We start from the raw sequence: 24,060 nt of genomic DNA, 5'->3' as shown, positions 1-24,060 counted from the left end.
GGAGCGAGCGTCATCAGCGTCCAGTAGGTGCTTAGGCTCTTAAAAAAGCTTCGCTCGGGCGAATGCGAAATTCGCGCGATAATCGCTTCAAAGTCTCCGAAAAACAGCACCGACGTAACTAACACTGCGCAAAAGCCCGTTACGCCAAGGCTTAGTCCGTTAGCCATAAATTCCTCGATGTAGTGCGCCATGCTCGCTTGATTTGCGGGCAGGAAGTTTGAAAAAATAAAGCCCATAATCTTATCGTAGTAGCCTTTAAAGCTTGGCAGCTGCATAAAGACGCTAAGCGAAACCATCAGCACCGGCAGTAGCGCCAAAATCGTGTGAAAGCTAAGGCTTGATGCATGGTGCATGAGCTCGGTATCGTAGAGACGGAAGAAATTTTTGAGTCGGTTGTGCGCTTGCTTAAGCGCCGGTATTAGTTTTTTCATACGGGCGATTTTACATTAAAAATTTAGAATTTCATATAAATTTGCACAATTTTTCTTTTGTATCTCAGTATATCGTCTATGAAATTTAAAGCTAAAAAATGCGACTACAAATATATAAATTTATATCTCGAATTTAGTCTAAATTTAGGAAAATTTTTCTAATATGCTAAAAAATAATATTAAATATATCCATAACGAAGGGAAAATAATGGAACGAAGGAAAACGATGAAATTTAAAATTTCATTAGCGGCATGTATGTGTCTGCTATGTGGTAGTTTGGCTGCAGTGCAAAGTGGCGGTAATTCTGCGCCTGAAAAGTCGCAGAATATGGGCGTAATCGAGGTAAATTCCGTCGGCGATAATATCAGCGAGAGCGGCATCGACGAGGGCTTTTTGAGCAAAAACGTGCAGCAAGGCATGCTTGCTGGCAAGCGCGCTTTGGATCTTCCGTATCAGATCAACACGATCAGCAAGGAGATCATGAACCATCAAGGCGTCACCGGCTACGAGGAGGCGGTCAAATACTTCCCGTCCGCACAGATTCAGATGCGCGGCGGCGCTACGGTCGGACGCCCGCAGACGCGCGGCTTTGAGGGCAGCGTCGTAGGCAATAGCTTCTGGGACGGCTTTTATACTATTTCGACGACGGCGATTCCGATGGCGATGTTTGAGAGCTTTCAGGTACAAAACGGCGTCGCGGGCTCGCTCTACGGCGCGCAAAATCCGGTGGGCATTTTCAGTTACACGCGCAAGCGCCCCGTAAAAGATCAATACATAATTTGGAGCGATTATATGTCGCGAAGCAATCTGGGGCTTGGTCTTGATCTATCCGATAAATTTGAAAAATTCGGCTACCGCACGGTATTTTACGGATCAAACGGCGACAGACAGCCTAAAGGCTCCAATCTTCAGCGCCGCTTAGCCAGCGTCACGATGGAATTTTATCCGACGGGCGATCTTACTTTTGAAACCGCGGCGAGCTATTACGAGCACAATACCAAGGGCTTTGCGGGGCAGTTTGCCTTAGGCGTTAAAGACGGCAAGATTACGGACGGAATTACGCTTCCAAGAGCAGTAGATTCCTCAGAGCGCGGTCTTGGGCAGAGCTTTGGAGGAATGCATCTAAAAACCACTACCGCAAGCGCGAAATTTAAATTTACGCCTACCGATAAATGGTATTTCGAGGGCGGCTTTCAGTTTCAGCGCACCGATCGCGACATTCACAGCGTCGTAAACTATTTGCTTCCCGAAGGATTTGATTGCGCGAATTATGCTGCTTTACCGAATAATAAAAAGCCTCCTATATGTGTAGCTAATCCAAACGCGAAATGGACGCAGCCGGGTGATTATTATACTCAACATAGCGGCGGTGCTACGGCGGCATATAGATTCGACCTGCCAAGCGGCTATCTTAAGGCAAACACGCAGTTTAATACGGGCGATATCGAGCATGATTTTAGCGTGCAGACCAATGGCTATCACTGGACGCAGGATAGATATAAAAATACGAGCACAAACTATGTCTCGCCTACTATCGGCAATATAAACGATCCTAAAATTTTAGATTACACTAACGCTAGGCGCGGAAGCGGGCTATATCACTACGCGATCTTGGATATGTATAATGTCTCGGTGCTAGACGACATCACGATAAACGATAAATTTGACGTGATGTTAAGCGCATCTAAGGCGTGGATGAGACAGGAATCCTACAATGCTGCCCAGCAAAGACTTGTCAAAGCCTATAGCGATTCGGGCTATAGCTGGGCGGGCAGTTTGATCTTCCATCCGATAGAGGATGCCAGCATCTATTACACCTATGCAGATAGCTTACAGCAGGGCTCTACCTATGTTTATCCCGCGAGCAGCCCATATGCGGGCGAGGTTGCCTCCACGTCGCCGTATCGCTCCAAGCAGCATGAGATTGGCGCTAAGATCCGTGTAGCCGATATGATTGATTTTAGCGTGGCGTATTTTGATATACGTCGTCCGATTGCTTACTTGAATAGTTCTACGGGGATCTACGGCATAAATGGCGAGCAGCGCAACCGCGGATTTGAGTTTATGAGCGGCGGGCGAATAACTGAAAATTTAAGCGTGCTGGGAGGCTTTACCTACATCAATCCTAAGATGCACAACGTAAGCATCGAGGGCGCTAATCGCAAGGTCGCAAACGGCATCCCTAAAATCAATGCAAATTTGATGCTTGATTACGTAATCCCGGGCACAAACAAGCTTGCGATCAGCACAAATTTCCACTACACCGGCAAGATGTATCTGGACGATCTAAACACTCAGCACACGCCTAGCTTTTTCGTTACCGATCTTGGTATTAGATACACGAGCGAGCACCTTCTGGGCGATAAGACCACGCTGCGCTTCAACGTAAATAACGTATTTAACAAAAAATACTGGGCGGGAATGTATCCTGCGAGCGCCGACGGCGCGGGCGGACTTAACGTAACTAGCGTGCTAGGCTCGGCAAACGGCGTGACGCTCGGTGAGAGTAGAAGCTTCATGCTCTCTGCGGAGGTAAAATTTTAAAATCTAGCGGGTTTAAAATTTCTGCTTAAGCGGCGCGAATGATTATGGTGCCGCTTTTAAATTTATGAAATTTTATAGCTCTAAGCGGCGAGACTAAATTTAACGAGGCTTGGTTTTAATTCATTTTAAAAGTTAAGCCTCGGATTTGGAATTTTAAACCTTGATTTTAAAATTTCGATCTTTAAATTTTTAGGTCGCCGTGCCTCGGTTTGCCTGCAAAATTTATCCGCGCGCGGTTTAAAATTTAGCCGTTTTTGGTTATAATCTTTGCAAAACCACGAAACGGAGAGCAATGAAACAGATCCTTATCATCGCAAGCGGAAAGTTTGCGCGCCATTTTTTATCCCAGGTTTATAAGATCAAAGACGTCGTACATAATTACCGCGTCGTCGCAAAAAATGCGCTCAGCGTCCCGGAGGCGCTGCAAAAAGAGCAAAATTTCAGCATCGAAATTTTCGATCCCACGAGCATTGAGCGGCTGCGCGTCGTGCTGAGCCTAGCGGAATTCGATCGCTGCATAATGATAATGGATGATGAGTTTGACGCCAAGGTGACGCTAGAAAATTTAAAGACGCTTGCTCCCGATCTGGAGCTTTACGCAGCCGATTTTTGGGGGCTTTTGCGCGATAATAAAAACGAAGCTCACGTAAAAATCGTAAATACCCTCGCGCTAAATTCCTCGCGCTTCATCGGCTTTTTGCCGGACAGTCCCATTTTTGCTGATAACATCGGGCTTGGACGCGGAGAGATAATGGAGGTAAAAGTGCCCGTAGGAAGCTCGTTCGCGTATAAAAAAATCAGTACGCTTTCTAATACCAAATATCAAATTCCGATGATCTACCGCCACAATAATTACATCGTAACGACGCCCGGCTCGCGAATATATCCGAATGATACGATCTTAGTCGTTGGTGAGCCTAGCGCGCTGCGAGCGGTATTTGCTGAAGTAAAAAAGCAAAGCGGGCAATTTCCATCGCCGTTTGGGCTAAATATTTTCGCGCTAATCGATATGAAAAAAATGAGCGGCGACGAGATAGCTAGGACGGTTAGGGCGCTTGAGTTTTTGGATTTGCATATTAGAAATCATAAAATTTATCTGCGAATTTTAAATCCTTTGCTAAACGACACTTTTAGCGAGCTTAAAGCGCTGTGTGAGCGGGATAAATTTGAAATTCTCATCGATTACTCGGGCGAATTAAATTTAAAGCGCGACGTGAGCGAAAATAAAGCAGGCTTGGTAGTTTGCTCAAGCGGAGTTTTCGAAGCGAAAAAAGCAGCACTTAAAGCGCTTGAAATTCCGGTGTTAAGCCTTGGAGAGGGCGAGCTAAAAGATGTGCGTAAAAGTGTCGTGCTAAGTGCCGGCGAGCGGCTTCGCGAGGAATCAAGCATCGTCTTTGACATTAGCTCGCAGCTAGGGCTAGACGTGTATTTGTATCTTTTCGGCGAGAGCGAAAGGGGCGAGTTTGCGCAAAGCTACGTGAGCTTGTCGAAGCTTTTTAAGCAGAGTTTATTCGTGATTCCTTGCGAGCGACAAAATCCGATTTTAGCGCTAGGTAGCGAGCGAGATCTGCTGCAATTCGTGCCATTTAATGATAGAATTTTGGCGCGCAAGCTCACATCTATTTTCAATCAGGATTTGGATCAGATGTATTTTAAACTCGGTAAAAATCATCAAATTTTTATCCCGAGCGATTACGGGTATGAAAAGTAATCGAAATTTATGTTACAATTACCCAAAAATCAAAGGCTAGCGTATGAAAATCGATCTTAATTTAGGTAAAAAATACAGCGTGTTTATCGACGAATTGCAAGAGATCAAGCTCAAAGGCAAAGTAGCGATCATTACAAACCCCAAAGTAGCGGGGCTGTGGCTTGATTTCTTACTGCAGCGGCTAGATTGCGAGCAAAAATTTATCATCACGATCCCAGACGGCGAGGAGTATAAAAATACCGCAAGCGTAGAGCAAATCTTAGAGCAGCTTTTTGGCTCCAAGCTTGATCGCAAAAGCACGCTCATCGCTCTTGGCGGCGGCGTCATCAGCGATATAACGGGCTTTTGTGCGAGCATTTATGAACGCGGCATTGATTTTATCAATATACCTACGACCTTGCTAGCGCAAGTAGATGCAAGCGTCGGCGGCAAGACGGGCGTGAATAATCGCTTCGGTAAAAATTTAATCGGCTCCTTTTATCAGCCGCGTACGGTTTATTGCGAGAGTAAATTTTTATCGACGCTTCCTGCGCGAGAGTTTGCCGCAGGCGTTGCGGAGGCGGTAAAGATGGCTGTATGCTTTGATGTCGAACTATTTAAATTTTTCGAGACGCATGATCTAAAAAGCGCCGATGAAATTTCACACGTAATTGCTCGTTGCGTGGAGATTAAAGCAAACGTTGTAGAGCGTGATGAGCGCGAAAGCGGCGTGCGTGCAGTGTTAAACTACGGACACACCTTTGCTCACGCTATCGAAAAAATTACTAATTATAAAAAATTTTTGCACGGCGAGGCTGTGGCGATCGGAATGTCGATGGCAAACGCTTTGGCGCGACGCCTCGGTAAGCTAAGCGGCGAGCAGGAGGAGAAGATCCGTGAAGTGCTTCAAAAATTCGCGCTTCCGATAAAATTCCACGTAGAGGATGCGGCGGAATTTTACGAGCTGTTTTTTCTCGATAAAAAGAGCGAAAACGGCAAGATAAAATTTATCCTGCCAGATGGCATCGGTAAATTTCGTATTGCCGATGATATAGACAAAGCCGCGGTAATAGCCACGTTAAGAGAGTTTGCATGAAAATAATCCTAGCCGTTTTTTTGATTTTTAGCCTTGGTTTTTGCGAGGGAAATTTCACACCTGCAAATCCGAGTGCACAGATCGGCTCCGGCGTGCCTCAAAACGACAAAAATCAGACGCAAAGCGCGGAGCTCGCTTCATCGCTAAAAGCTCAAATAAAAGCGATAGACGATGAGATCAAAAATAATATCTGGGTCTCTCGCTTTTCAAATTTCATCGGCTATCAAAATTTACAAAAGCAATCCAGCCAGCTCGAAGCGGAGCTAAAAAAAAGCGCCGGCACCGATAAGATCGCAGAGATTCAGAAAAGACTCCGCGCCGTAAAAGAGCAGCTCATGCTGCTAAAAGAGTATGAAAAATCCCCGTTTTTAGATATCATCGCGATGCCCGAAACTCCCGAGCCCGCGCGCATTACAAATCCTTTTTCGATAATTTCGGGTTTTTCTACGATTAGAAATTTACAAGCTCAAAAGATGGAGCAGAAAAACGCCATCGAAAATATCAAAATTTTAATCAATAAACTTGAAGCAAAAAGGGCGCTATATGAGCGTTTGATGCAGATTGATACGGACGCAAGCGCTGCGGCGGAGCTTAAAAGCTTAGATTACGAGCTCGGAGAGTTCAGCTCCGCATACGAGATCGCGCAGACCACGTACGACGTTTACGAAAAAAAGATCAACTCCCAAATCGCCGTGCAGACCGCCGATATAAAAGCGCAGATCAAGCGTGCGGGAAACATCGCCGTATGGATACTCGTAGTCATCGCGCTGTCGTTTTTCTGCAAGGTAGTGGCGAAAAAATATATCAAAAACGACGAGAATTTTTATATCGTAAATAAAGCTATCAATGTTTTAAATTTCACGCTGATTGCGCTGATACTGCTCTTTTCTTACATCGAGAATATGACGCACTTCGTGACGGTTCTTGGCTTTGCCTCGGCAGGTCTTGCGATTGCGATGAAAGATATGTTTATGAGCTCCTTAGGCTGGCTTACGATCGTGCTTGGCGGCAGCTTTCGCGTGGGCGATCGTATCCGGGTGCATAAAAACGGCGAGACCTACGTAGGCGATATCATCGATATTTCGGTGCTTAGGATGACGATTTTCGAGGACGTTACTATGACTACGTGGAGAGAAAATAAACGCGCAGGCAGGGTAATTTTCATACCGAACAATTATATTTTTACCGATCTTATCTCAAACTACACCCACAGCGGGCTTAAGACCGTCTGGGACGGCATCAGCATACTTTTAACTTTTGATAGCAACCATAAAAAGGCGATGTATCTTATAAAAAACATAGTGCGGAAGTATTCCAAGGGCTACACCGACATCGCCAAAAAGCAGATGGGCAAGCTTCGTTCGCAATATAGCATCAAAAATCCAAACGTCGAGCCTAGAATTTTCAGCTTTTTCGAGCCATACGGCATTGAAATTTCGGTTTGGTATATGACGAACTCTTACGCGACGCTCGGGCTTCGCAGCAATATCTCGGCTGAAATTTTAGACGCCCTAAGAAGCGAGCCCGACATCAAGATCGCCTATCCTGCATACACGCTTTTTAACGGCAAAAACTACATGGCGGCGGCAGGCGGAAATTTCACGGCGCAAGATATCGGCTTCGAGCAGCAAGGCTCACAAAATTTAAACGCAGCGGCGCAGGGCGCGGGCTTTTCCACAGGAAGCGGATCTGGGAGCGAAATTTGAAAATTTATTTTAAAACGTTTGGGTGTCGCACCAATATCTACGACACGCAGCTTATCAAAAGCAACCTCAAATCGGGCGAGATTACGCACGACGAGCAGGGCGCCGATGTCGTCGTGATAAACTCCTGCACCGTTACGAACGGCGCCGACGCAGACGTGCGAAACTACGTAAATAAGATGAACCGCCTCGGTAAAAAGATATTGCTAACCGGCTGCGGCGCGGTTTCGCGCGGCGAGGAGCTGTATAAAAACGGCGCGGTCTTTGGCGTATTCGGGATGTCGCAAAAGGAAAAAATCGACGAGTTTTTGGGCTCAGAGTCGAAATTTTACGATATCGGAGGTCTTGACGGCATCGAAAAAAACCTGGTAAGCGACTACGAGGATCACACCAAGGCCTTTATTAAAATTCAAGAAGGGTGCGATTTTAACTGCAGCTACTGCATAATCCCCTCGGTGCGCGGCCGCTCGCGCAGCAGCTCTGAAGACGCGATCTTAAAAGAGGCGGCGAGCCTTGCCGCAAACGGCTTTAGCGAGATCGTGCTAACGGGCACCAATATCGGAAGCTACGGCAAAGCCTCAGGCACAAGCCTGGGCACGCTGCTTCAAAAACTAGGCGCGATTCGCGGAATTCGCCGCATTCGCCTAGGCAGTATCGAGCCCTCGCAGATAGATGCGAGCTTTTGCGAAATTCTATCCGAGCCGTGGTTGGAGCGGCATCTGCATATCGCGCTTCAGCACACTTCGCAAAAGATGCTTAGCATAATGCGCCGCCGAAATTCCGCGCTAAGGGATTTGGAGCTTTTTTGCGAGCTTGCGGAGCGCGGATTTGCGCTGGGGACGGATTTTATCGTCGCGCATCCGGGCGAGAGCGAAGAAATTTGGCTCGAAGCGGTGGAAAATTTCAAAAAATTCCCGCTCACGCATCTGCACGCCTTTATCTTTTCGCCGCGGCAAGGGACCGCTTCGGCCTCGCTAAAAGGCCGCATAGACGGCAAAACGGCGAAGGCGCGGCTAAAGATGTTGCAGAATATAACGGCGCTGAATAATTATAAATTTCGCCTTTCGCACAAGGTGCCGTTAAATGTGCTGATCGAGCGGAAAAACGGAGAATTTTATGAAGGATATGATCAATTTTATGATAAAATTTGGATCAAAAGCGATGAGGATTTGTCGAAAAAATGGATGGAGATAAGAGATTATGAGGTTAAATTTGATGGAAATTTTGCATAAAATCAAAAAAAGCAAGCTAAATATAATTCTGATTTTTTTAGTGCTACTTATCGTTTTGCTCTCGATCGTTTATTTTAAAGACGATTCGCGATACATCACCGAGCGCGAATTTAGCGAGCTAGTCCGCGCAGATCAGATCAAGCGCGCGCATATCGAGGACGGCACGTTAAGCTTCGTTTACGACGGCAAACGCTATAAAATTTTAACCGATATCGTTAATTTAAAAGAACTTTCTAATCACGCTTTGATTACGAAGGAAGAAGATAGCGGAAGCGGCGGTATCAGCGCGATTTTGGTGATTTTTACGTTCGCATTTTTTCTCTTCGTATATTATTTTGAAACCGTTTTGGCTAGACGCCGTAGGCTAGACGGCGTAGGCGTCGCGCGTCAGAGCGCTAGCTCGGGCGGCGATCTCGGCGATCTTTCGCCAAGCGTTAGCGACGTGAGATTTAGCGACGTCGCGGGCATCAGCGAGGTTAAGGACGAGCTAATCGAGATTGTGGATTTTTTAAAAAATCCCGCAAAATACCGAAATTTCGGCATCAAGCTGCCGAAAGGAATTTTAATGATCGGCGAGCCCGGCGTCGGTAAAACGCTTATCGCAAAAGCGGTAGCCGGCGAGGCGGACGTGCCGTTTTTTTACCAAAGCGGCGCAAGCTTCGCCGAGGTCTTTGTGGGCGTCGGCGCTAGGCGGGTTCGCGAGCTGTTTGCGAAGGCCAAATCCTGCGCGCCTGCGATTATTTTTATCGACGAGATTGACGCGGTCGGCGGCAAGCGCGGTATCGGGCGCAACGATGAGCGGGAAGCGACGCTAAATCAGCTGCTGACCGAGATGGATGGATTTGAGGAAAATAGCGGCGTGATGGTAATCGGCGCGACCAATAAAATAAATTTGATCGACGATGCGTTATTGCGCTCGGGGCGCTTTGATAGGCGCGTTTTCATCGGGCTTCCGAACTACAAAGACCGCATTGAAATTTTAAAAATTTATCTCGAGGGTAAAAGATGCAGCGCGAATATCAACAAAGTAAGCCGCCTCTGCGTGGGCTTTAGCGGCGCCGGAGTAGCGACGCTGGTAAATGAAGCCGCGATCAACGCTCTTAAGCGCGGCAGCGATACGATCGAGCTTAGCGATTTTGAAAACGTGCGAATGAGGGTCTTTTACGGCGTGCAAAAAAGTAGAATTCTAACCGAATACGAAAAGGAGATCCAGGCGTTCTATCAGGGCGCAAAGGCGCTTAGCGCGTATTGGTATTCGTTTGATTTCGAAAAGATCGAGCTTTTAAACGATAAATTTTTAAACGAGGATTTCGAGATCGAATCCAAAACGCAAATTTTAAATCAAATCAAAGTGCTTTTAAGCGGTATGGCGGCGCTACAGATCCATAAAAACGACGCTTTTTCAAATTCCGCTAGCGACGTAAAGCAGGCTATCGCGCTGGCGCAAAAGATGGTTTTCGAGCTCGCGATGGGCGATAGCTTCACCCCTAGCGCGCAGAGCGTGAATAAAATTTTGCAAGATTGCTACGACGAGGTAAGCGAGATAATCCGCACGATGCAGGATAAGCTAAATCAAATTTCAAAGCAAATTTTCGTCTATGAGTTCATAACTTTCGAGGATGTTCAAAAGATTTGCGAATCTGATGGTGTGGAGCAAGAAGGCGTCTCCGCGCAAGAGCAAGATTTGCAAAAGCCGGAAAAAGATAGCGAAAGCTCTGAAGAAAAGCCGCAAGACGGCACGCTAAATTTCGATTAAATTTTAAAATTTAAAATTCTAATAAAGGAGAGGAAAATGGTAAAAATAGGTGTTTTAACGATCAGTGATCGCGCTAGCGGTGGCGTTTACCAGGATTTAGGAGGCAAAGAGATAATTGCCGTGATGGATGATTGGCTAACTTGTGAGAAGCAGTATTTTTATGAAATAGTTCCAGATGAGCTAGAGCTGATCAAAGATAAGCTGATTTATCTTTGCGACGAAGCGGATTGTGATTTAGTGCTAACTACGGGCGGTACGGGTCCTGCTCCACGCGATGTAACGCCTGAAGCGACCGAAGCAGTAAGTGAGAAATTAATGCCAGGCTTTGGCGAACTAATGCGCGCAGAAAGCCAAAAGATCGTGCCTACGGCAATTTTATCTCGCCAGATAGCAGCGATCCGCAAAAAATCTCTGATTATAAACTTACCGGGCAATCCAAAAGCGATTAAAGAGTGCCTTCTACCAGTGTTTCCTGCCGTGCCGTATTGTATTGATTTAATGGGAGGAAATTACATAACAGCGGATGAAAATAAGATAAAAATATTCCGTCCTAAACGCAAATAATTCGCAAAATTTAGCAGGAATTAAATGATTTATGATATTATTTGGGCGCAAATTTAAGGAAAAATATGAAAATAAATCACAACGATATTTTGGAATTTCATAAGTATTTTAGCAAAATCAGCCACAGCAAAGGTCGTATTCGTATCCGCGTAAGTCCCAAAATTAGGGAGTTGCGAGATAGCGTGAGCGAGGAGAGCCTGAAGGCTAAAATAGCTGCAATTCGCGGGATAAAAGAGTATAAATTTAACTCCCTAATTGGCTCGCTGACGATTCATTACGACGAAAATATTTTTCCGATGCACCTTTGGGAGCAGTTTTTAAGCGGCATCAGTTCGCCTGAGCTAGTAGCGCTTGTAAATTCCAATATAGAGGCAATTTCTTGAGCGAAGAAGCATTACTACGTAGCACCAAAAAATCGCGCAAAATTTCTAATAAATCTCGGAATTTAAATGAGGCGAAAATTGCAGATATTGCTCTTTTGCTCGAAAAAGAGGCACAAATTTTACAGTTTTATTCGCTGGGCGCAGTTAAATTTCAAGATAAAAAGCTAGGAGAAATTCTATCTTTACGAGCTGGATTACTTGAGCGGATGCTAGATTTTGCAAATTCTTGTGGGCTTGGTGCTATGCCTCCTGAAAATAGCAGTGAGGCGCTGGTTGCAAAAGGTATGAATGAGTTTTTGGCTTCGGCACTTTTGATAGAAAAAAGTGCTATGATGTTTTATGACGATCTAATTAATTCATGCAAGAACGCGGAATTTAAAGAGCTACTGTATAAGGCGCAGGCGGTTTCATATAATGAAATTTTGCCGATTTTAAAGGAACTGAATTCTAAATACGAGGCTGATTTAAATTCTTTGAATTTCGCTGATTTATTAAATGAAATTTTAAAAAATCCGCAGGAATTAGAGCGGATATTTCAAAAATACGATTTGCAAAATATTTTAAATAGCGCATTTTCCAATTTAATTAAAGGAATTTTGCAGAAAAATTAAATTAGGATTGCAAAAATCTAAAAAAGTCGCTATAATATCAAAATCTATGTAAAGTTGATAAAATGACTTTATAATCTTAACACAAGGAGAATGAAATGCCGATCCCATTTCTAGCAGGTTTTGCGCTTGGTTGCGCGGCGGTTTACGCTTATAACAATCGAGATAAAATCAAAGAAGGTGCGAATAAAATCGTAAGTAGCAAAAGTGTCGAGGAGCTAAAAAATAGCGTCAAAGGCGGAGCGGAAAAATTAAGCAAAAAATCGAAAGAAATTTTTGCAGAAGCCAAAGAAGGCCTAGACGATGTTGCCGAAGCTGTAAAAAGCAAAAGAAAGTCTAATAGCAAAAAAGCTGCAACAAGTAGCGCTAGCACTGAAACTAGCACTGCAAAAAAAACCAGAAAAAAGCCGGGACCAAAACCGGGATTTAAAAGAACTAAAAAATCCACCGCGAGCGCTAAGACTGGCGCAACACCGGTAGGTGAGACATCCGCAGCATCTACTACTCCGCTTAATATCCCGCAGATCGTAAAAATGGACGATAATTCTTCGGCTAAATTTACGTCCGCAGACGATAAATCAGAAAAATAGAGGCCTAAATGAATAGATCACTTACGACACAGCGTTCGCCGCTGGATCACGTTTTAAGCGGCGCTATAGCAGGGGCGATCGGCGGTTGCGCCGTAGAACTCGTTAAAGCCAAAGAAGGCAAAAGCAAATCTAAAGCGATTCGAGATGCGCTGGATATTGCGCTAAGCGGCGGTATCATCGGCGGCGGCGCGATTTACAGTGCAAATAAGCTCGTACAAGGCGAGTATCTACGCGCAGCGGCAGGCGTCGCAGTATGCGTAGGTGCGCTCATTGCGGGTAGAAATTTTATTCTTAAGGTAGGCAATGAGTAATCCCTATATCACAAAAAAAGATTTGAAAGAAATTCTAGACGATTACAATTTTGGTGACAACAAATATTCTAGCGGCTCTGCGGGCGGCTTTGCCGGTGACGAAAAGCTCGGCGGTTGGGCTAAATGGATAAACGAGCGGGTAAATTCTGCACCTTTTAATAGTTCTGCTTCCAGCAATAACTCGGATAATAAAGATTCCGCCGCTCAAAGCTCAAGCGATGTAAATTCTACTCAGGGCTCCGCTTTCGGTGGAATTTTTAATTCCTTGGGTGGTAGACAAAACGCGAACGGCTTATTCGGTAGCAACTCATTTATCACAGGTATCGTTCTAGGTGCCGCAGCGACCTATTTTCTAACCGACGAAAACGCGCAAAAAAAGCTTTTTAAGCTCATCGCAAAGGGTACCGAGATGTTTCAGATGGGCATCGAAGAGATGAAGGAGCGCTTCGAAGACGCCAAGGCAGAGATGCAAGAGTAGTCGATGCAAAATTTTAAAATTTTACATGAGACTAAAACTAGACTGCGCATAAAGGTCGCGGGCTTTAAAGGGCTCGATGCGAGCGCGCTGCAAAAAGCTGCTGCGAGGCTTGAAGTCGTAACGGAAGCTAGATTTAACGCTAAAATCGGCTCTTTGATCCTTAAGCTTGACGCGGGTGCGAATAAGGCAGGAATTCTAAAGCAACTTGAAGCTTTAAATTTAAGCGAGCTAAAATCAATTATCCCCGCTAACCATAAAAATTTGCCAAGCAAAAACGAATTTATCTTAGCGCTTCTTGCGTTGGGCGGAAATTTAATCTTTCGCACTTCGCCTTTAGTGCGCGCATTTAGCATCGTAGCGTGCATGCCTATCTTAAAAGAGGGAATTAAAGAAAGCTTTCGTCACGGGCTTACTTCAAAGGGCTTGGAGGCTGCCGCTGTGGGGATTTCGCTCGCTCGCGGCGATGTATTTGCCGCAAACAGCACCAACGCGATGCTCGCTCTTGGCGAGTACATGGAGGAAAGCACCGTTTATAAAAGCGACGATCTTATCCGTGAGCTCGCCCACCCGGACATCGCCGAGGCGTGGGTCGAGATAGATCAAGACGGCAAAAAGACCGAAGTCAAAATCGCAACTTCCAAGCTAAAGGTGGGCGACATCGTGGTCGTGGGCGCAGGCGATGTCATAGCCGTGGATGGGCACGTTGTAAGCGGCGAAGCGATGATAAATCAAGCCAATATGACGGGCGAATCGGTTGCGGTGAAAAAATCTCGCGGCGATAGCGTGCTAAGCGGCACGATCGTAGAGGAGGGCAGGATTCGTATCTGGGCGGAAAACGTCGGCGAAAACACCTCCACGCAGCGTATCAAGCACTACATCACGGCATCTCTTAACGAGCGCTCCAGCATCGGCATGCATACGACCCACCTAGCCGACAAGCTCGTGCCGGTAACCTTCGGGCTTGCGGGCGTGTCCTATCTGATAAATCGAAATTTTATGACCGTGGCTTCGGTGCTACAGGCGGATTACTCGTGCGCGCTTAAGCTACCTACGCCGGTTGCTTTTAAGTCAAGCATCTCAAAGGCGGGCAAAAACGGGATTTTGATCAAAGGCGCCAAGGCCCTTGAGTCGCTTGCGAGCGCCGACACCTTCGTATTCGATAAGACGGGCACGCTTACGTACGGCAATCTGGAGGTCGCAGAGATCATATCGTTTGACGAGCATTTCAGCAAAAACGATATTTTAAATTTAACCGCGAGCGCCGAGGAGCATTACTTTCACCCCGTAGCCGAGGCGATCGTGGATGCGGCTAAAAAGCACGGCTTTATCCACAAGCACCACGACGAGGTGGAATTCGTCGTCGCTCACGGCGTAAAGACCAGCATCGAGGGTAAAAAGCTCATCATCGGCTCGCGCCACTTCCTGGAGGATGACGAGATGATCTCGTTTGCGGCGCATGAGCAGACCATCGATCTTGCGATGCAAAAGGGGCTCGCGCTGCTTTACATCGCATTTGACGGCAGACTTTTGGGGCTCATCGGACTTAGAGACGAAGTGCGCGCAAACGCCCGCGCCGTCATCGCTAGGCTCCGCGAGTTGGGCGCTAAACAGATCGTCATGCTAAGCGGCGACGTAAAATCAAAAGCCCACGCCGTAGCCAAAAAGCTCGGCGTAGATCGCTATTACGGCGAGCTGCTGCCGACGCAAAAGACCGAAATTTTAGAGCAGTTAAAAGCCGAGGGGCGAAAGGTGGTCTTCGTGGGTGACGGCATAAACGACGCGCCGAGCCTGATGAAGGCGGACATCGGCATCAGCATGCTAAACGGCGCAGAGATCGCCAAGGCTTCCGCGCAGATCGGACTTTTGAAAAACGACATCGAGGGCGTCGCGCAGGTAAAGGCGCTGGCTAACGACACACTGCGGCTCGTAAATCGAAATTTCAACGCTACCGTGGGGATAAATTCGATCATTTTATTTTTGGCGACTTTTGGCGCGCTAAGTCCCGTAGCTACGGCGCTGCTGCATAATGGCACGACGATAGGACTACTACTGAATTCTATCAAAGGGGTAAAATTTGAGCATTGAAGATAAAATTTTGGATCTAAATTTTCAGCGCAAAGTGGCTAAAACGGCGCTCGGAGTTAGTATGGGCATCACGGCTCTAACCGCGCTGAATATGAACTCGCGCATGTCGCAGCTACATAAAGTTTCGGGTGCAGTGATGCTGGCAAGCGCGATTTGGCACGCTAGCCTTTACGGCTCGCCATACAGCGAGTTTTTGCAAAATAGAAAAGCAAAGAGCAGGGGCAGAAAGAGATCCGTAGCAAATTTAGCCTTGGAAAATTTATCGGACGGCAAAAGCGCTCCTGCAAAAAGCACGCCCCTAAAAAGGAAGCCTCGCGCACGCAAAAGCGCCTAGCAGCATAGCACGTCGCGGCTTTTAGGTGCAAAGATAAGCTCTAAAGCCGCTAAATTTCTTTAGACGCAGCTGCAGAATAAAACGTCGTAAGCGGTGAAATTTGCGCCGTTTGCGACTAATTTATAATCAATAATCTCTCACTTCGTAAATTTAAGCGATATTTGTATTTTTAAATTATGCGTTCATATTTCCGCTTGTAAATTTTACGTTTTGCAGTTGCGGCGGCTCCGCTACTTAAATTTTAATCCGCAAACGCCTCAAATATCCTTTAAATTTTTTCCCGTCTTTACCTGCCGCAAATTTAAATTTCGCTACAATCGCTTTTTAAAATTTTGCGCCGAGTGCGCGCAAGAAGCTAAATTTAAAGGATCAAGATGGATTTTACGATAGACGCCGCGGACGGCGCAGCGCGCGCTTGCACGATCCGCACGGCGCACAGCACGATCCGCACCCCCGTTTTTATGCCGGTCGGCACCGTGGGCGCGGTCAAAGCGCTCGATGCGACGGACGTAGAGCAGCTCCTGGACGCGCAGATCATCCTCGCCAACACCTATCATATGTATCTGCGCCCGGGCTCGCGGGTGGTGGCGGGCTTCGGCGGGCTGCACGGATTTACGAAATTTCCTCGCAGCTTTTTGACCGACAGCGGCGGCTTTCAGGCGTTTAGCCTGCGCGCAAACACCAAAAACGACGAGGGCGGTATAAAATTTAAAAGCCACATTGACGGCAGCATGCATTATTTCACGCCGCGCTCGGTGCTAGATACGCAGTATGAGCTAAACTCCGATATTATGATGATTTTGGACGATTTGGTGGAGCTGCCGCGCGAACCTGGCGCACTTAGCAGCGATGATAGATCGCGGCTTAAAAAGCGGATCGATCTAAGCGTCGCGCGCACGATAAAATGGGCTAGCGAGGCGATAGATTATCACGAGGAGATGAAATCTCGCGGTCTGCACGCGCATCAAAACATCTTCGGTATCATCCAAGGCGGCACCGACCCGCAGGCGCGTAAATTTTGCGCCGAAGCACTGTGCGAGATGAGCTTTGACGGGCTTGCGATAGGAGGGCTCAGCGTGGGCGAGAAAAACGAGCTGATGTACGAAACCGTAGAGGCTATGATGCCATACGTCGATGCGGCGCGCCCGCGATATTTGATGGGGGTCGGCACGCCCGAAGATCTTGTCGAAAACGTCGCTCGCGGCGTGGATATGTTCGACTGCGTGATGCCTACGCGCAATGCCCGCAACGGCACGCTATTTACGAGCTTCGGCAAGATCAGCATCAAAAACGCGGGCTTTATCAGCGATCACGATCCGATCGATCCGCACTGCGACTGCTACACGTGCAAGCGCTTCAGCCGCGGCTATCTAAATCATCTATTTCGCGCGCGCGAGCTTAGCTTTTACCGCCTCGCGAGCATTCACAATCTGCACTTCTACCTGCGCCTTGCCGCAGATATGAGAGAGGCGATCGTGCACGGGCGGTTTGCGGAGTTTAGGCGTGAATTTTACACCGCACGAAACATAGCGCGAGATTAATTTCGGCGGGCGAGGACGTTTAAATTTAATTATGCTGGAAATTCTACGTTGCGGCAGCAGCGGGGCGGATTTTAATACGGCGCGGGCGGCTAAATTTAAACGCGACAAAATTTGGCGATGAAATTTAATTAGCTGCGGTGCGAGGAGCTTGCAGCTTTAAATTGATTTGAATCCACGCTTAGATTTTCGCATAGATTAGAATTTTATTTTGGCAAAATTTTATTATGATAGAGATATGTATTGGAATTTCGCCGTAGAATATGAGATAAAATTTAGTTTTGAAGTTTTGCGTTGAATCCGTGAATAAAATTCTACGTCGATATGTGCTGAGCGCGCGAGATTTAAAGATGGAATTTAGCGGTAGGATTTTACAGACGCGATGTAAAATTGCTATGGCTTTTGTCAAATAGGGGGCATTGCATCGAAATTCGAAGTATTGGTGTATTTTTGTAAGCCGTGCGTTACGCGTAAAAAACACGTATATTGCTTTAGGACGTGCGATCTGCGCCTAAATTATGGAATTTTATTGCGATAAAATTTTACTTTGATAAAGTTCAAATTCTCGCTAAATTCTGTCTTCGTGCTAAATTTTGCGATGAAACTTTGAGTGGAATTCTATCGTAGCAAAATTTCATCATAGCGAGATTTGCAGTAAAATTTCGCAGAATTATTTTTTAATCCGCCTTAGCATACAAAATCCAAGGAAATAAAGCGGCGACATAACGATAAAAATTATGATGTATCTCCACGCCGTGCTCGCAAAAAATAGCCCCGTAAGCTCCATAAATTTTATCGACGCGCCAGTATAGCGGTCGCCGATGCCGATGAAAATAATCGCCGCGAGCTCCACAAGCAGTGCGGGAGCAAATAGGATTGAGCCTGCGGTTTTGAAAAACATAAATGCAAACGCCTTGAACTTATAATAAAACGAAATGAGCCCAAGTCCGATCACGCCGCAGATGAAAAACTGCTCGAACTCATCCAGCCTCAGGCTCTTATCCTGTAGGATCGTAGAGATGACGCACAAGATGATAAAGACGTTGTAGTTCGCCATTTGACGCATTGGGTATTGATCGTGCGTCGCTATGGAGAGTAGGTTTATCGCGCGGTTAAGCGGCAGCAGATAAAATAGCGCAAAACTAAGAAAAATCAGCAGGTCCATCACCATATAAACCGTATCTTGATTGACATAAGCTTCGATCTGTGAAAAAGATAGAAATATGCTTGCAATTTGCGAGCGGAATATCAAAATAATGACTATCGGCACTATGGGCAGGATTATGGATTTAAGTCCTTCCTTGCGGATAGATGAAGTATAAATTTTACTCTCGACACTTTGCGTAGTGCACAGATCATCGGTTTGGACGAACTCAAATCCAAAGAATTTCGGTTTTTTTGCACTCGTAGGCTTAGCTTTGCGGTTAAATTTAAAATTCTTAAATTTTTTTGCGACCTTCGTTTCTTCTATGGTAGATATATCGTTTGCAATATTTTCGGTAGAGCTTTGAAAGGAAGGTGCTTCGGATATATTATTTTCTGCAGAATTCTTATCACCAAAAATTTCATCGTTTTGCTTTGCAGATTCTTTTGGCTGTGGGGTTACTTTTTGCGCTACGCGGTCTTTGGATTTAGAGCCCTCGACGCGCTTTATATTTATCGCGCTGGATGCTAGCGTGTCGAAGCTTACCTCATCGCCGTCGGTTAGGCTAGGATCGCGTTCGCCAAGCATTTCGTAGCTATACTCAACCCCGCCTGTGGCGACTATGACATTTCCACCTCTGATAAATCCGATAAGTCTCATATACTAACATTCCCCGATTTTTTAATGAGAAATATTAGTCAAAATGAACTTAAAAAACGATTATTCTACGGTGACACTTTTGGCTAAATTTCGCGGCATATCCACGTCATTGCCAAGTCTGACGGAGATTTCAAGAGCTAGAATTTGTAAAATTATCATCATCTCAAAAAACTCGCTCATCGCGTGGCTCTGCTCGCTTGTTTTGATAAAATCATCCGCGATCTCGGGCTCTTCCGGACTGATAGCTAAAATATACGCATCGCGCGCAGCAAGCTCTTCGACATTGCTTTTCGTTTTTTCGTAGAGCAAATGCTTTGGCATCAGCGCAACCGTAAAGAGATTAGAATCCGCAAGAGCGATCGGTCCGTGCTTCATCTCGCCGCTTGGATAGCCCTCCGCGTGCAGATAGGAGATCTCTTTGAGCTTGAGCGCGCCCTCAAGAGCGAGCGGATAGAAAATATCGCGACCGATAAAGAAAAAGCCGTGTCCGTGCAGATAGTGCTTGCTCATGCGGTAAATTTTATCCTGCAAGCCGTCCTTAATCTTTAAAATTTGCGGGATATGAAGCATCGCCGAAATTTCAGCGGAATTCGTGCGCGCCGAGATGACTTCGCGCAGATTTGCAAGATACACCACAAACATCCATAGCACCATAACCTGCGTCGCAAAAGCCTTTGTAGATGCCACACCCTTTTCGATGCCCGCGCGAGTGAGGATCACGCTGCCCGCCATACGCACGATCGAGCTGTTATCGACGTTGCAGATCGCAAGCGTTCTAAGACCGGCTTTTTTAGCGATATGCAGCGCCTCTAATGTATCGGCGGTCTCGCCACTTTGCGAGATCACGATAAATAAGGAATTCTTGTTTAAAAACGGCTCCTTGTAGCGGAATTCGCTGGCGACTTCCACTTTCGTGCGGATTTTAGCGATGCGCTCGAAAAGATACGAACTCACGAGCGCGGCGTGATAGCTCGTGCCGCAGGCACATAACACGACCTCGTCGATACCCTCAAACATCGCCGCATCAAGCTCGTCAAATTTTATCTTGCCGCCCTTTATTACGCGCCCCATCATTGCTTCGGTTACGACTTGCGCTTGCTCGTAAATTTCTTTTTCCATAAAAAATCTAAAGCCCTCTTTTTGCGCATAGCCTTTATCTTTCGGAAGCTCACTAAAGGCGCAATTATGCGGTTTAGAGTTTTTAAAAATGTCGATTTGCCCAAGCTTTGCAACGCCGTAAATTTGATCGTCCAGATATGCAGCCGTATTCGCAAGCCCGATGAGCGGAGCATCCGAGGAGCTAAAGAAAATTTCGTTTTTATCGTTTTTCGCGACGATGAGCGGAGCTGCGTTTTTAGCAAAGAAAATTTCGCCGGGTGCTGCCTTCGTGATTAAAAGCGTTGCGTATGCGCCTTTTAGCCGTTTAATTGTGGCTTCATATGCCTTAAATGCGTCGTTGCTAGCCTTGAAATTTTTTTCAAAAAGATGCACGATTACTTCGGTATCGGTCTGGCTTAAAAATTTCACGCCGTCCGCTTCAAGCTCATCTTTTAGCTCGATGTAGTTTTCGATGATACCGTTATGCACGACGAAGCTAAAATCTCCAAAATGCGGATGCGCGTTAAGCTCGGTAGGCTTTCCGTGCGTCGCCCAGCGAGTATGCCCGATCGCAACGCCAAAGCCTTGCGAAGTGAAATCTTTCATCTTTTCTTCGAGATTATTAAGCTTGCCGACCGCTTTGAAATACTTTATATTCGCACTCTCATCCATCACGGCAAGCCCAGCGCTGTCGTATCCGCGATACTCGAGTTCTTTCAGTCCGTTTATTATGATTTTTTTCTTTTCGGCGTTTCCTATGTAGCCTACGATTCCACACATTTTGCTTTCCTTGTTTAAAATTTGGCGCCCATTTTACTACGCTATTTTAAATTAACGAAATTCGGCTCTAAATTTAGTCCGCTTATCCGTTTTGTAAGCAAAAAATTATATAATTAGCACAAAATTTGGCTTGGGAAATCGATGGAAATTTTAGAAAAACTACAAAGCGGCGAGAGATTAAATTACGAAGACGGCGTGAAGTTATGGGATTTGGACCTTTTCGATCTGGGCAAATTCGCCTTTGCTATTCGCAAAGAAAAAAACGGCAAAAACGTCTATTTCAATGCGAATCGTCATATCAATCCTTCGAATTTATGCGCAGATACCTGTAAATTTTGCGCATTTTCGGCGCACCGCAAGAACGAAAACGCCTACACGATGAGCGATGATGAGATCATGCGTATCGTGGATGAGACCGTAGCGCGCGGCACGAAGGAGATTCATATCGTAAGTTCGCACAATCCATTCGTTACGCCGCAGCAATATTTGGGAATTTTTAAAGCGATAAAGCAAAAATATCCGCTTCTGCACATCAAGGCGATGACCGCGGCGGAGATCGATTACTGGCGGCGAAAGTGGAAGATGAGCTACGAAGAGACGATAGAGCTGATGATACAAAGCGGCGTGGATTCGATGCCGGGGGGCGGCGCCGAAATTTTTGACGAGCAGATCAGGGATCAAATTTGCAAAGGCAAGGTCTCAAGCGAGCAGTGGCTACGTATTCACTCGCTGTGGCATGCGCGCGGGCGCCGGAGCAACGCCACGATGCTCTTTGGCCATATCGAAAGCCGCGCTCACCGTATCGATCACATCTTGCGCATCCGCGCGCTGCAAGATGAGAGCCTAGCTCGCGCTAACGGCGGCGGTTTCAACGCCTTCATCCCGCTCGTGTATCAGCGCGAGAACAACTACCTGGACGTGAAGGGCTTTTTGGGCTCGGTCGAAATTTTAAAAACGATCGCAATTAGTAGAATTCTGCTTGACAACGTCGCGCATATCAAGGCGTATTGGGCGACCTCGACTTTAAGCTTAGCTCTTGTGGCGCAGGATTTCGGCGCGGATGATCTTGACGGCACGATTGAGAACGAAAGCATTCAAAGCAGCGCCGGCGCCGGTAGTAAAAAAGGGCAGAGCAAGCGCGATTTTATCGATATGATCAGCACGGCGGGCTTTGTGCCCGTAGAGCGCGACAGCTTGTATAACCAGATCGAAATTTACGAATAAATTCTAAAGGAGGAGCAAGTGGAGAAATTCTTTCATCTCGCCGCGGCAAAAACGTCGGTAAGGCAGGAGCTTATCGCAGGGCTTACTACGTTTTTGGCGATGATTTACATCGTGCCTGTAAACGCTAACATTATGAGCATCGCAGGTATGCCGTTTGATGCGCTGGTTACGGCAACCGCGCTTATTACGATAATCGCGACGCTATTTAACGGGCTCTTTGCAAATACCCCCGTTGCGCTTAGCGTCGGCATGGGGCTAAATGCGTATTTTACCTTTGCGTTGTGCGTGGATGCGAAGCTGCCATGGCAGAGCGCACTTGGCATCGTAGCGATAAGCGGAGCGCTTTTTACCGTGCTTTCGTTTACGAACTTTCGCGTTTGGGTTATCAAATCTATCCCGCTTGATCTGCGTCGCGCCATAAGTGCGGGTATCGGGGCTTTCATCTGCTTTATCGGGCTTAAACAGATGGGCGTCATCGCGCCTAGTCAGGCGACGCTAGTAACTTTAGGAAATTTAAAAGATCTAAATGTTTTGCTTGGGATTTTAGGCTTAGCGGTCGTGCTTGTGCTTTTCGTGCTTAGAATCAAGGCGGCGTTTATCTTAAGCATTTTGATTACTTCGTGCGTTGCGTGGGTGGCTGGAATTTCGCCCGCACCACATGGCATCGTAAGCGCGCCAAGCGGCATAACGCCGATATTTGCTAAGCTGGATATCCCCGGAGCGCTAAAGCTAGCCTTCATGCCTTTTATAATCACGTTTTTCGTCACGCATCTATTTGATAGCATCGGCACTCTAACCGGCGTTGGCAATCGCGCGGGACTTTTTGGAGAGAATAGCAAAGACGGCATGAAAAAACTATCTAGAAATTTAACCTCCGATGCGATAGGCAGCGTTGCGGGCGCCGTTATAGGAACGAGCACGGTTACTGCGTTTGCCGAGAGCGCCAGCGGCGTGGAGGCGGGCGGTCGCACGGGACTTACCGCGGTATTTTGCGCTATGTTTTTCGTGCTGACGCTGTTTATGCTGCCGCTATTTAAGGCGATCCCTGCAAATGCGATCTATCCGATCCTCGTAATGGTCGGGGTTTTGATGTTTAGCGAACTTGGCAAGATCGATTATAGCGACGCTGGAATTTTAATCCCTGCGTTTTTTATAGTATTTTTGATGCCTTTTACCTATTCGATCACCAACGGCTTAAGCTTCGGCTTTATCGCTTATATCGTAGTTAGACTCGCTCAGCGCAGGATAAAAGATTTAAATTTCGGCGTTTTGACGCTCGGCGCGATTAGCGTTTTAGTATTTTTAATGCATTAAATTTTAAGGAAAAATATGAGATTTTATAGTTTTGACGAGATGGATCGCGACGCAAGAGTTATAGCAAAGCAGGTTAGGGACGAATTTATGCCCGATGCAATCGTGGCGATCGCTAGGGGTGGGCTCACATTCGGCCACGCGCTAGCCAATGCGCTTGATATGCGGACGATATTTTCGATAAATTCCATCCACTACGCAGACACCAAAAAGCTCGATACCATCGACGTTTTCAACGTGCCAGATCTGGAGCTTTATAAGCGCGTGCTGCTGGTGGACGATATTATCGACAGCGGCGACAGCATGGTCGAGATCAAGCGCGTGCTGCTGGAGAAATTCCCGCAAATAGAGCTTAAAACGGCAGTGATTTTTTACAAACCCAAGGCGCTCATCCAGCCCGATTTTAAAATTTCAAAGACGGATGAGTGGATAAATTTCTTTTGGGAAAATTATACGATAGAGGAATGAAGCGGCGCGCGGTTAAATTTAGTGGCTAAAT

At 46.5% G+C, this 24,060-nt stretch carries 21 protein-coding genes; 18 read left to right on the top strand and 3 right to left on the bottom strand.

What is annotated here, in order from left to right:
* Positions 1–431 (bottom strand): YihY family inner membrane protein (locus Q0117_RS09350; protein WP_297924994.1); only part of this gene is annotated, 431 nt, incomplete at its 3' end.
* A gap of 226 nt (positions 432–657) precedes the next feature.
* Here Q0117_RS09350 and Q0117_RS09345 point away from each other — a divergent pair.
* The 15 genes from Q0117_RS09345 (at position 658) to tgt (ending at position 17,347) form a co-directional block, all read left to right on the top strand.
* Positions 658–2,976 (top strand): TonB-dependent receptor, encoded by a 2,319-nt coding sequence (locus Q0117_RS09345; RefSeq protein ID WP_297925002.1) that lies wholly within the window; start codon positions 658–660, stop codon positions 2,974–2,976.
* 292 nt (positions 2,977–3,268) lie between these two features.
* On the top strand, positions 3,269–4,687 hold the full coding sequence (locus Q0117_RS09340; protein WP_297924984.1) for a TrkA C-terminal domain-containing protein: 1,419 nt from the start codon (positions 3,269–3,271) through the stop codon (positions 4,685–4,687).
* Between the two features lie 43 nt (positions 4,688–4,730).
* On the top strand, positions 4,731–5,762 hold the full coding sequence (gene aroB / locus Q0117_RS09335) for a 3-dehydroquinate synthase (protein ID WP_297924978.1): 1,032 nt from the start codon (positions 4,731–4,733) through the stop codon (positions 5,760–5,762).
* Positions 5,759–7,468, top strand: a complete 1,710-nt coding sequence (locus tag Q0117_RS09330; RefSeq protein ID WP_297924971.1) for a mechanosensitive ion channel family protein — start codon at positions 5,759–5,761, stop codon at positions 7,466–7,468. Before aroB ends, Q0117_RS09330 begins: the two co-directional genes overlap by 4 nt.
* Entirely contained in the window at positions 7,465–8,697 is a 1,233-nt protein-coding gene (mtaB, locus tag Q0117_RS09325) for a tRNA (N(6)-L-threonylcarbamoyladenosine(37)-C(2))-methylthiotransferase MtaB (RefSeq protein WP_297924965.1), read from the top strand. The genes Q0117_RS09330 and mtaB overlap by 4 nt, the downstream gene beginning before the upstream one ends.
* On the top strand, positions 8,666–10,453 hold the full coding sequence (locus Q0117_RS09320; protein ID WP_297924961.1) for an AAA family ATPase: 1,788 nt from the start codon (positions 8,666–8,668) through the stop codon (positions 10,451–10,453). The genes mtaB and Q0117_RS09320 overlap by 32 nt, the downstream gene beginning before the upstream one ends.
* 36 nt (positions 10,454–10,489) lie before the next feature.
* Positions 10,490–11,017 carry a molybdopterin adenylyltransferase gene (mog, locus tag Q0117_RS09315; RefSeq protein ID WP_297924925.1) on the top strand — a complete coding sequence of 176 codons (528 nt, stop codon included), beginning with the start codon at positions 10,490–10,492 and terminating at the stop codon, positions 11,015–11,017.
* Positions 11,018–11,082: 65 nt separating this feature from the next.
* Positions 11,083–11,400 carry an HMA2 domain-containing protein gene (locus tag Q0117_RS09310; RefSeq protein ID WP_040304047.1) on the top strand — a complete coding sequence of 106 codons (318 nt, stop codon included), beginning with the start codon at positions 11,083–11,085 and terminating at the stop codon, positions 11,398–11,400.
* Positions 11,397–12,011, top strand: coding sequence for a hypothetical protein (locus Q0117_RS09305; RefSeq protein WP_297924904.1), 615 nt, complete (start codon positions 11,397–11,399; stop codon positions 12,009–12,011). Before Q0117_RS09310 ends, Q0117_RS09305 begins: the two co-directional genes overlap by 4 nt.
* A gap of 95 nt (positions 12,012–12,106) precedes the next feature.
* Positions 12,107–12,598 (top strand): hypothetical protein, encoded by a 492-nt coding sequence (locus tag Q0117_RS09300; RefSeq protein WP_297924897.1) that lies wholly within the window; start codon positions 12,107–12,109, stop codon positions 12,596–12,598.
* A gap of 8 nt (positions 12,599–12,606) precedes the next feature.
* Complete coding sequence (locus Q0117_RS09295; RefSeq protein WP_177386687.1) at positions 12,607–12,909, top strand: Cys/Met metabolism pyridoxal-phosphate-dependent enzyme; 303 nt, start codon at positions 12,607–12,609, stop codon at positions 12,907–12,909.
* Positions 12,902–13,387: a hypothetical protein gene (locus Q0117_RS09290; protein ID WP_297924883.1), complete on the top strand. Its 486-nt coding sequence runs from the start codon at positions 12,902–12,904 to the stop codon at positions 13,385–13,387. Before Q0117_RS09295 ends, Q0117_RS09290 begins: the two co-directional genes overlap by 8 nt.
* 3 nt (positions 13,388–13,390) lie before the next feature.
* A complete protein-coding gene (locus Q0117_RS09285) occupies positions 13,391–15,472 on the top strand; it encodes a heavy metal translocating P-type ATPase (RefSeq protein WP_297924879.1) in 2,082 nt (693 codons plus the stop codon).
* Complete coding sequence (locus tag Q0117_RS09280; RefSeq protein WP_297924878.1) at positions 15,462–15,806, top strand: hypothetical protein; 345 nt, start codon at positions 15,462–15,464, stop codon at positions 15,804–15,806. The genes Q0117_RS09285 and Q0117_RS09280 overlap by 11 nt, the downstream gene beginning before the upstream one ends.
* Before the next feature lie 374 nt (positions 15,807–16,180).
* Positions 16,181–17,347 (top strand): tRNA guanosine(34) transglycosylase Tgt, encoded by a 1,167-nt coding sequence (gene tgt / locus Q0117_RS09275; protein WP_297924877.1) that lies wholly within the window; start codon positions 16,181–16,183, stop codon positions 17,345–17,347.
* Between the two features lie 667 nt (positions 17,348–18,014).
* On the opposite strand, the gene Q0117_RS09270 is transcribed toward tgt, so the two are convergent.
* Both Q0117_RS09270 and glmS read right to left on the bottom strand, forming a co-directional pair.
* The gene (locus Q0117_RS09270; RefSeq protein WP_297924874.1) at positions 18,015–19,148 is read right to left on the bottom strand and encodes a hypothetical protein; all 1,134 of its coding nucleotides are present in this window, start codon (positions 19,146–19,148) and stop codon (positions 18,015–18,017) included.
* A 60-nt stretch (positions 19,149–19,208) separates the two neighbouring features.
* Positions 19,209–21,026, bottom strand: coding sequence for a glutamine--fructose-6-phosphate transaminase (isomerizing) (gene glmS, locus Q0117_RS09265; protein ID WP_297924864.1), 1,818 nt, complete (start codon positions 21,024–21,026; stop codon positions 19,209–19,211).
* Positions 21,027–21,167: 141 nt separating this feature from the next.
* On the opposite strand from glmS, the gene mqnE reads away from it, so the two are divergent.
* The 3 genes from mqnE to Q0117_RS09250 are packed head-to-tail and all read left to right on the top strand — an operon-like array spanning position 21,168 to position 24,029.
* Positions 21,168–22,250 carry an aminofutalosine synthase MqnE gene (gene mqnE, locus Q0117_RS09260; RefSeq protein ID WP_297924863.1) on the top strand — a complete coding sequence of 361 codons (1,083 nt, stop codon included), beginning with the start codon at positions 21,168–21,170 and terminating at the stop codon, positions 22,248–22,250.
* An 18-nt stretch (positions 22,251–22,268) separates the two neighbouring features.
* The gene (locus tag Q0117_RS09255) at positions 22,269–23,564 is read left to right on the top strand and encodes an NCS2 family permease (RefSeq protein WP_297924861.1); all 1,296 of its coding nucleotides are present in this window, start codon (positions 22,269–22,271) and stop codon (positions 23,562–23,564) included.
* A gap of 15 nt (positions 23,565–23,579) precedes the next feature.
* Positions 23,580–24,029 (top strand): phosphoribosyltransferase family protein, encoded by a 450-nt coding sequence (locus tag Q0117_RS09250; RefSeq protein ID WP_005871628.1) that lies wholly within the window; start codon positions 23,580–23,582, stop codon positions 24,027–24,029.
* Positions 24,030–24,060: the final 31 nt, after the last annotated feature.

Source organism: uncultured Campylobacter sp. (genome assembly GCF_937997535.1).
Taxonomy (GTDB): Bacteria; Campylobacterota; Campylobacteria; order Campylobacterales; family Campylobacteraceae; genus Campylobacter_B.
This window is presented reverse-complemented; position numbering and strand designations above follow the sequence as displayed.

Bases quoted from the DNA above. Each gene is read 5' to 3' on its own strand.
- Q0117_RS09345 (WP_297925002.1), top strand. From the start codon at position 658: ATGAAATTTAAAATTTCATTAGCGGCATGTATGTGTCTGCTATGTGGT.
- Q0117_RS09340 (WP_297924984.1), top strand. From the start codon at position 3,269: ATGAAACAGATCCTTATCATCGCAAGCGGAAAGTTTGCGCGCCATTTT.
- aroB (WP_297924978.1), top strand. From the start codon at position 4,731: ATGAAAATCGATCTTAATTTAGGTAAAAAATACAGCGTGTTTATCGAC.
- Q0117_RS09330 (WP_297924971.1), top strand. From the start codon at position 5,759: ATGAAAATAATCCTAGCCGTTTTTTTGATTTTTAGCCTTGGTTTTTGC.
- Q0117_RS09320 (WP_297924961.1), top strand. From the start codon at position 8,666: ATGAGGTTAAATTTGATGGAAATTTTGCATAAAATCAAAAAAAGCAAG.
- mog (WP_297924925.1), top strand. From the start codon at position 10,490: ATGGTAAAAATAGGTGTTTTAACGATCAGTGATCGCGCTAGCGGTGGC.
- Q0117_RS09310 (WP_040304047.1), top strand. From the start codon at position 11,083: ATGAAAATAAATCACAACGATATTTTGGAATTTCATAAGTATTTTAGC.
- Q0117_RS09300 (WP_297924897.1), top strand. From the start codon at position 12,107: ATGCCGATCCCATTTCTAGCAGGTTTTGCGCTTGGTTGCGCGGCGGTT.
- Q0117_RS09295 (WP_177386687.1), top strand. From the start codon at position 12,607: ATGAATAGATCACTTACGACACAGCGTTCGCCGCTGGATCACGTTTTA.
- Q0117_RS09290 (WP_297924883.1), top strand. From the start codon at position 12,902: ATGAGTAATCCCTATATCACAAAAAAAGATTTGAAAGAAATTCTAGAC.
- Q0117_RS09285 (WP_297924879.1), top strand. From the start codon at position 13,391: ATGCAAAATTTTAAAATTTTACATGAGACTAAAACTAGACTGCGCATA.
- tgt (WP_297924877.1), top strand. From the start codon at position 16,181: ATGGATTTTACGATAGACGCCGCGGACGGCGCAGCGCGCGCTTGCACG.
- Q0117_RS09270 (WP_297924874.1), bottom strand. From the start codon at position 19,148: ATGAGACTTATCGGATTTATCAGAGGTGGAAATGTCATAGTCGCCACA.
- glmS (WP_297924864.1), bottom strand. From the start codon at position 21,026: ATGTGTGGAATCGTAGGCTACATAGGAAACGCCGAAAAGAAAAAAATC.
- mqnE (WP_297924863.1), top strand. From the start codon at position 21,168: ATGGAAATTTTAGAAAAACTACAAAGCGGCGAGAGATTAAATTACGAA.
- Q0117_RS09250 (WP_005871628.1), top strand. From the start codon at position 23,580: ATGAGATTTTATAGTTTTGACGAGATGGATCGCGACGCAAGAGTTATA.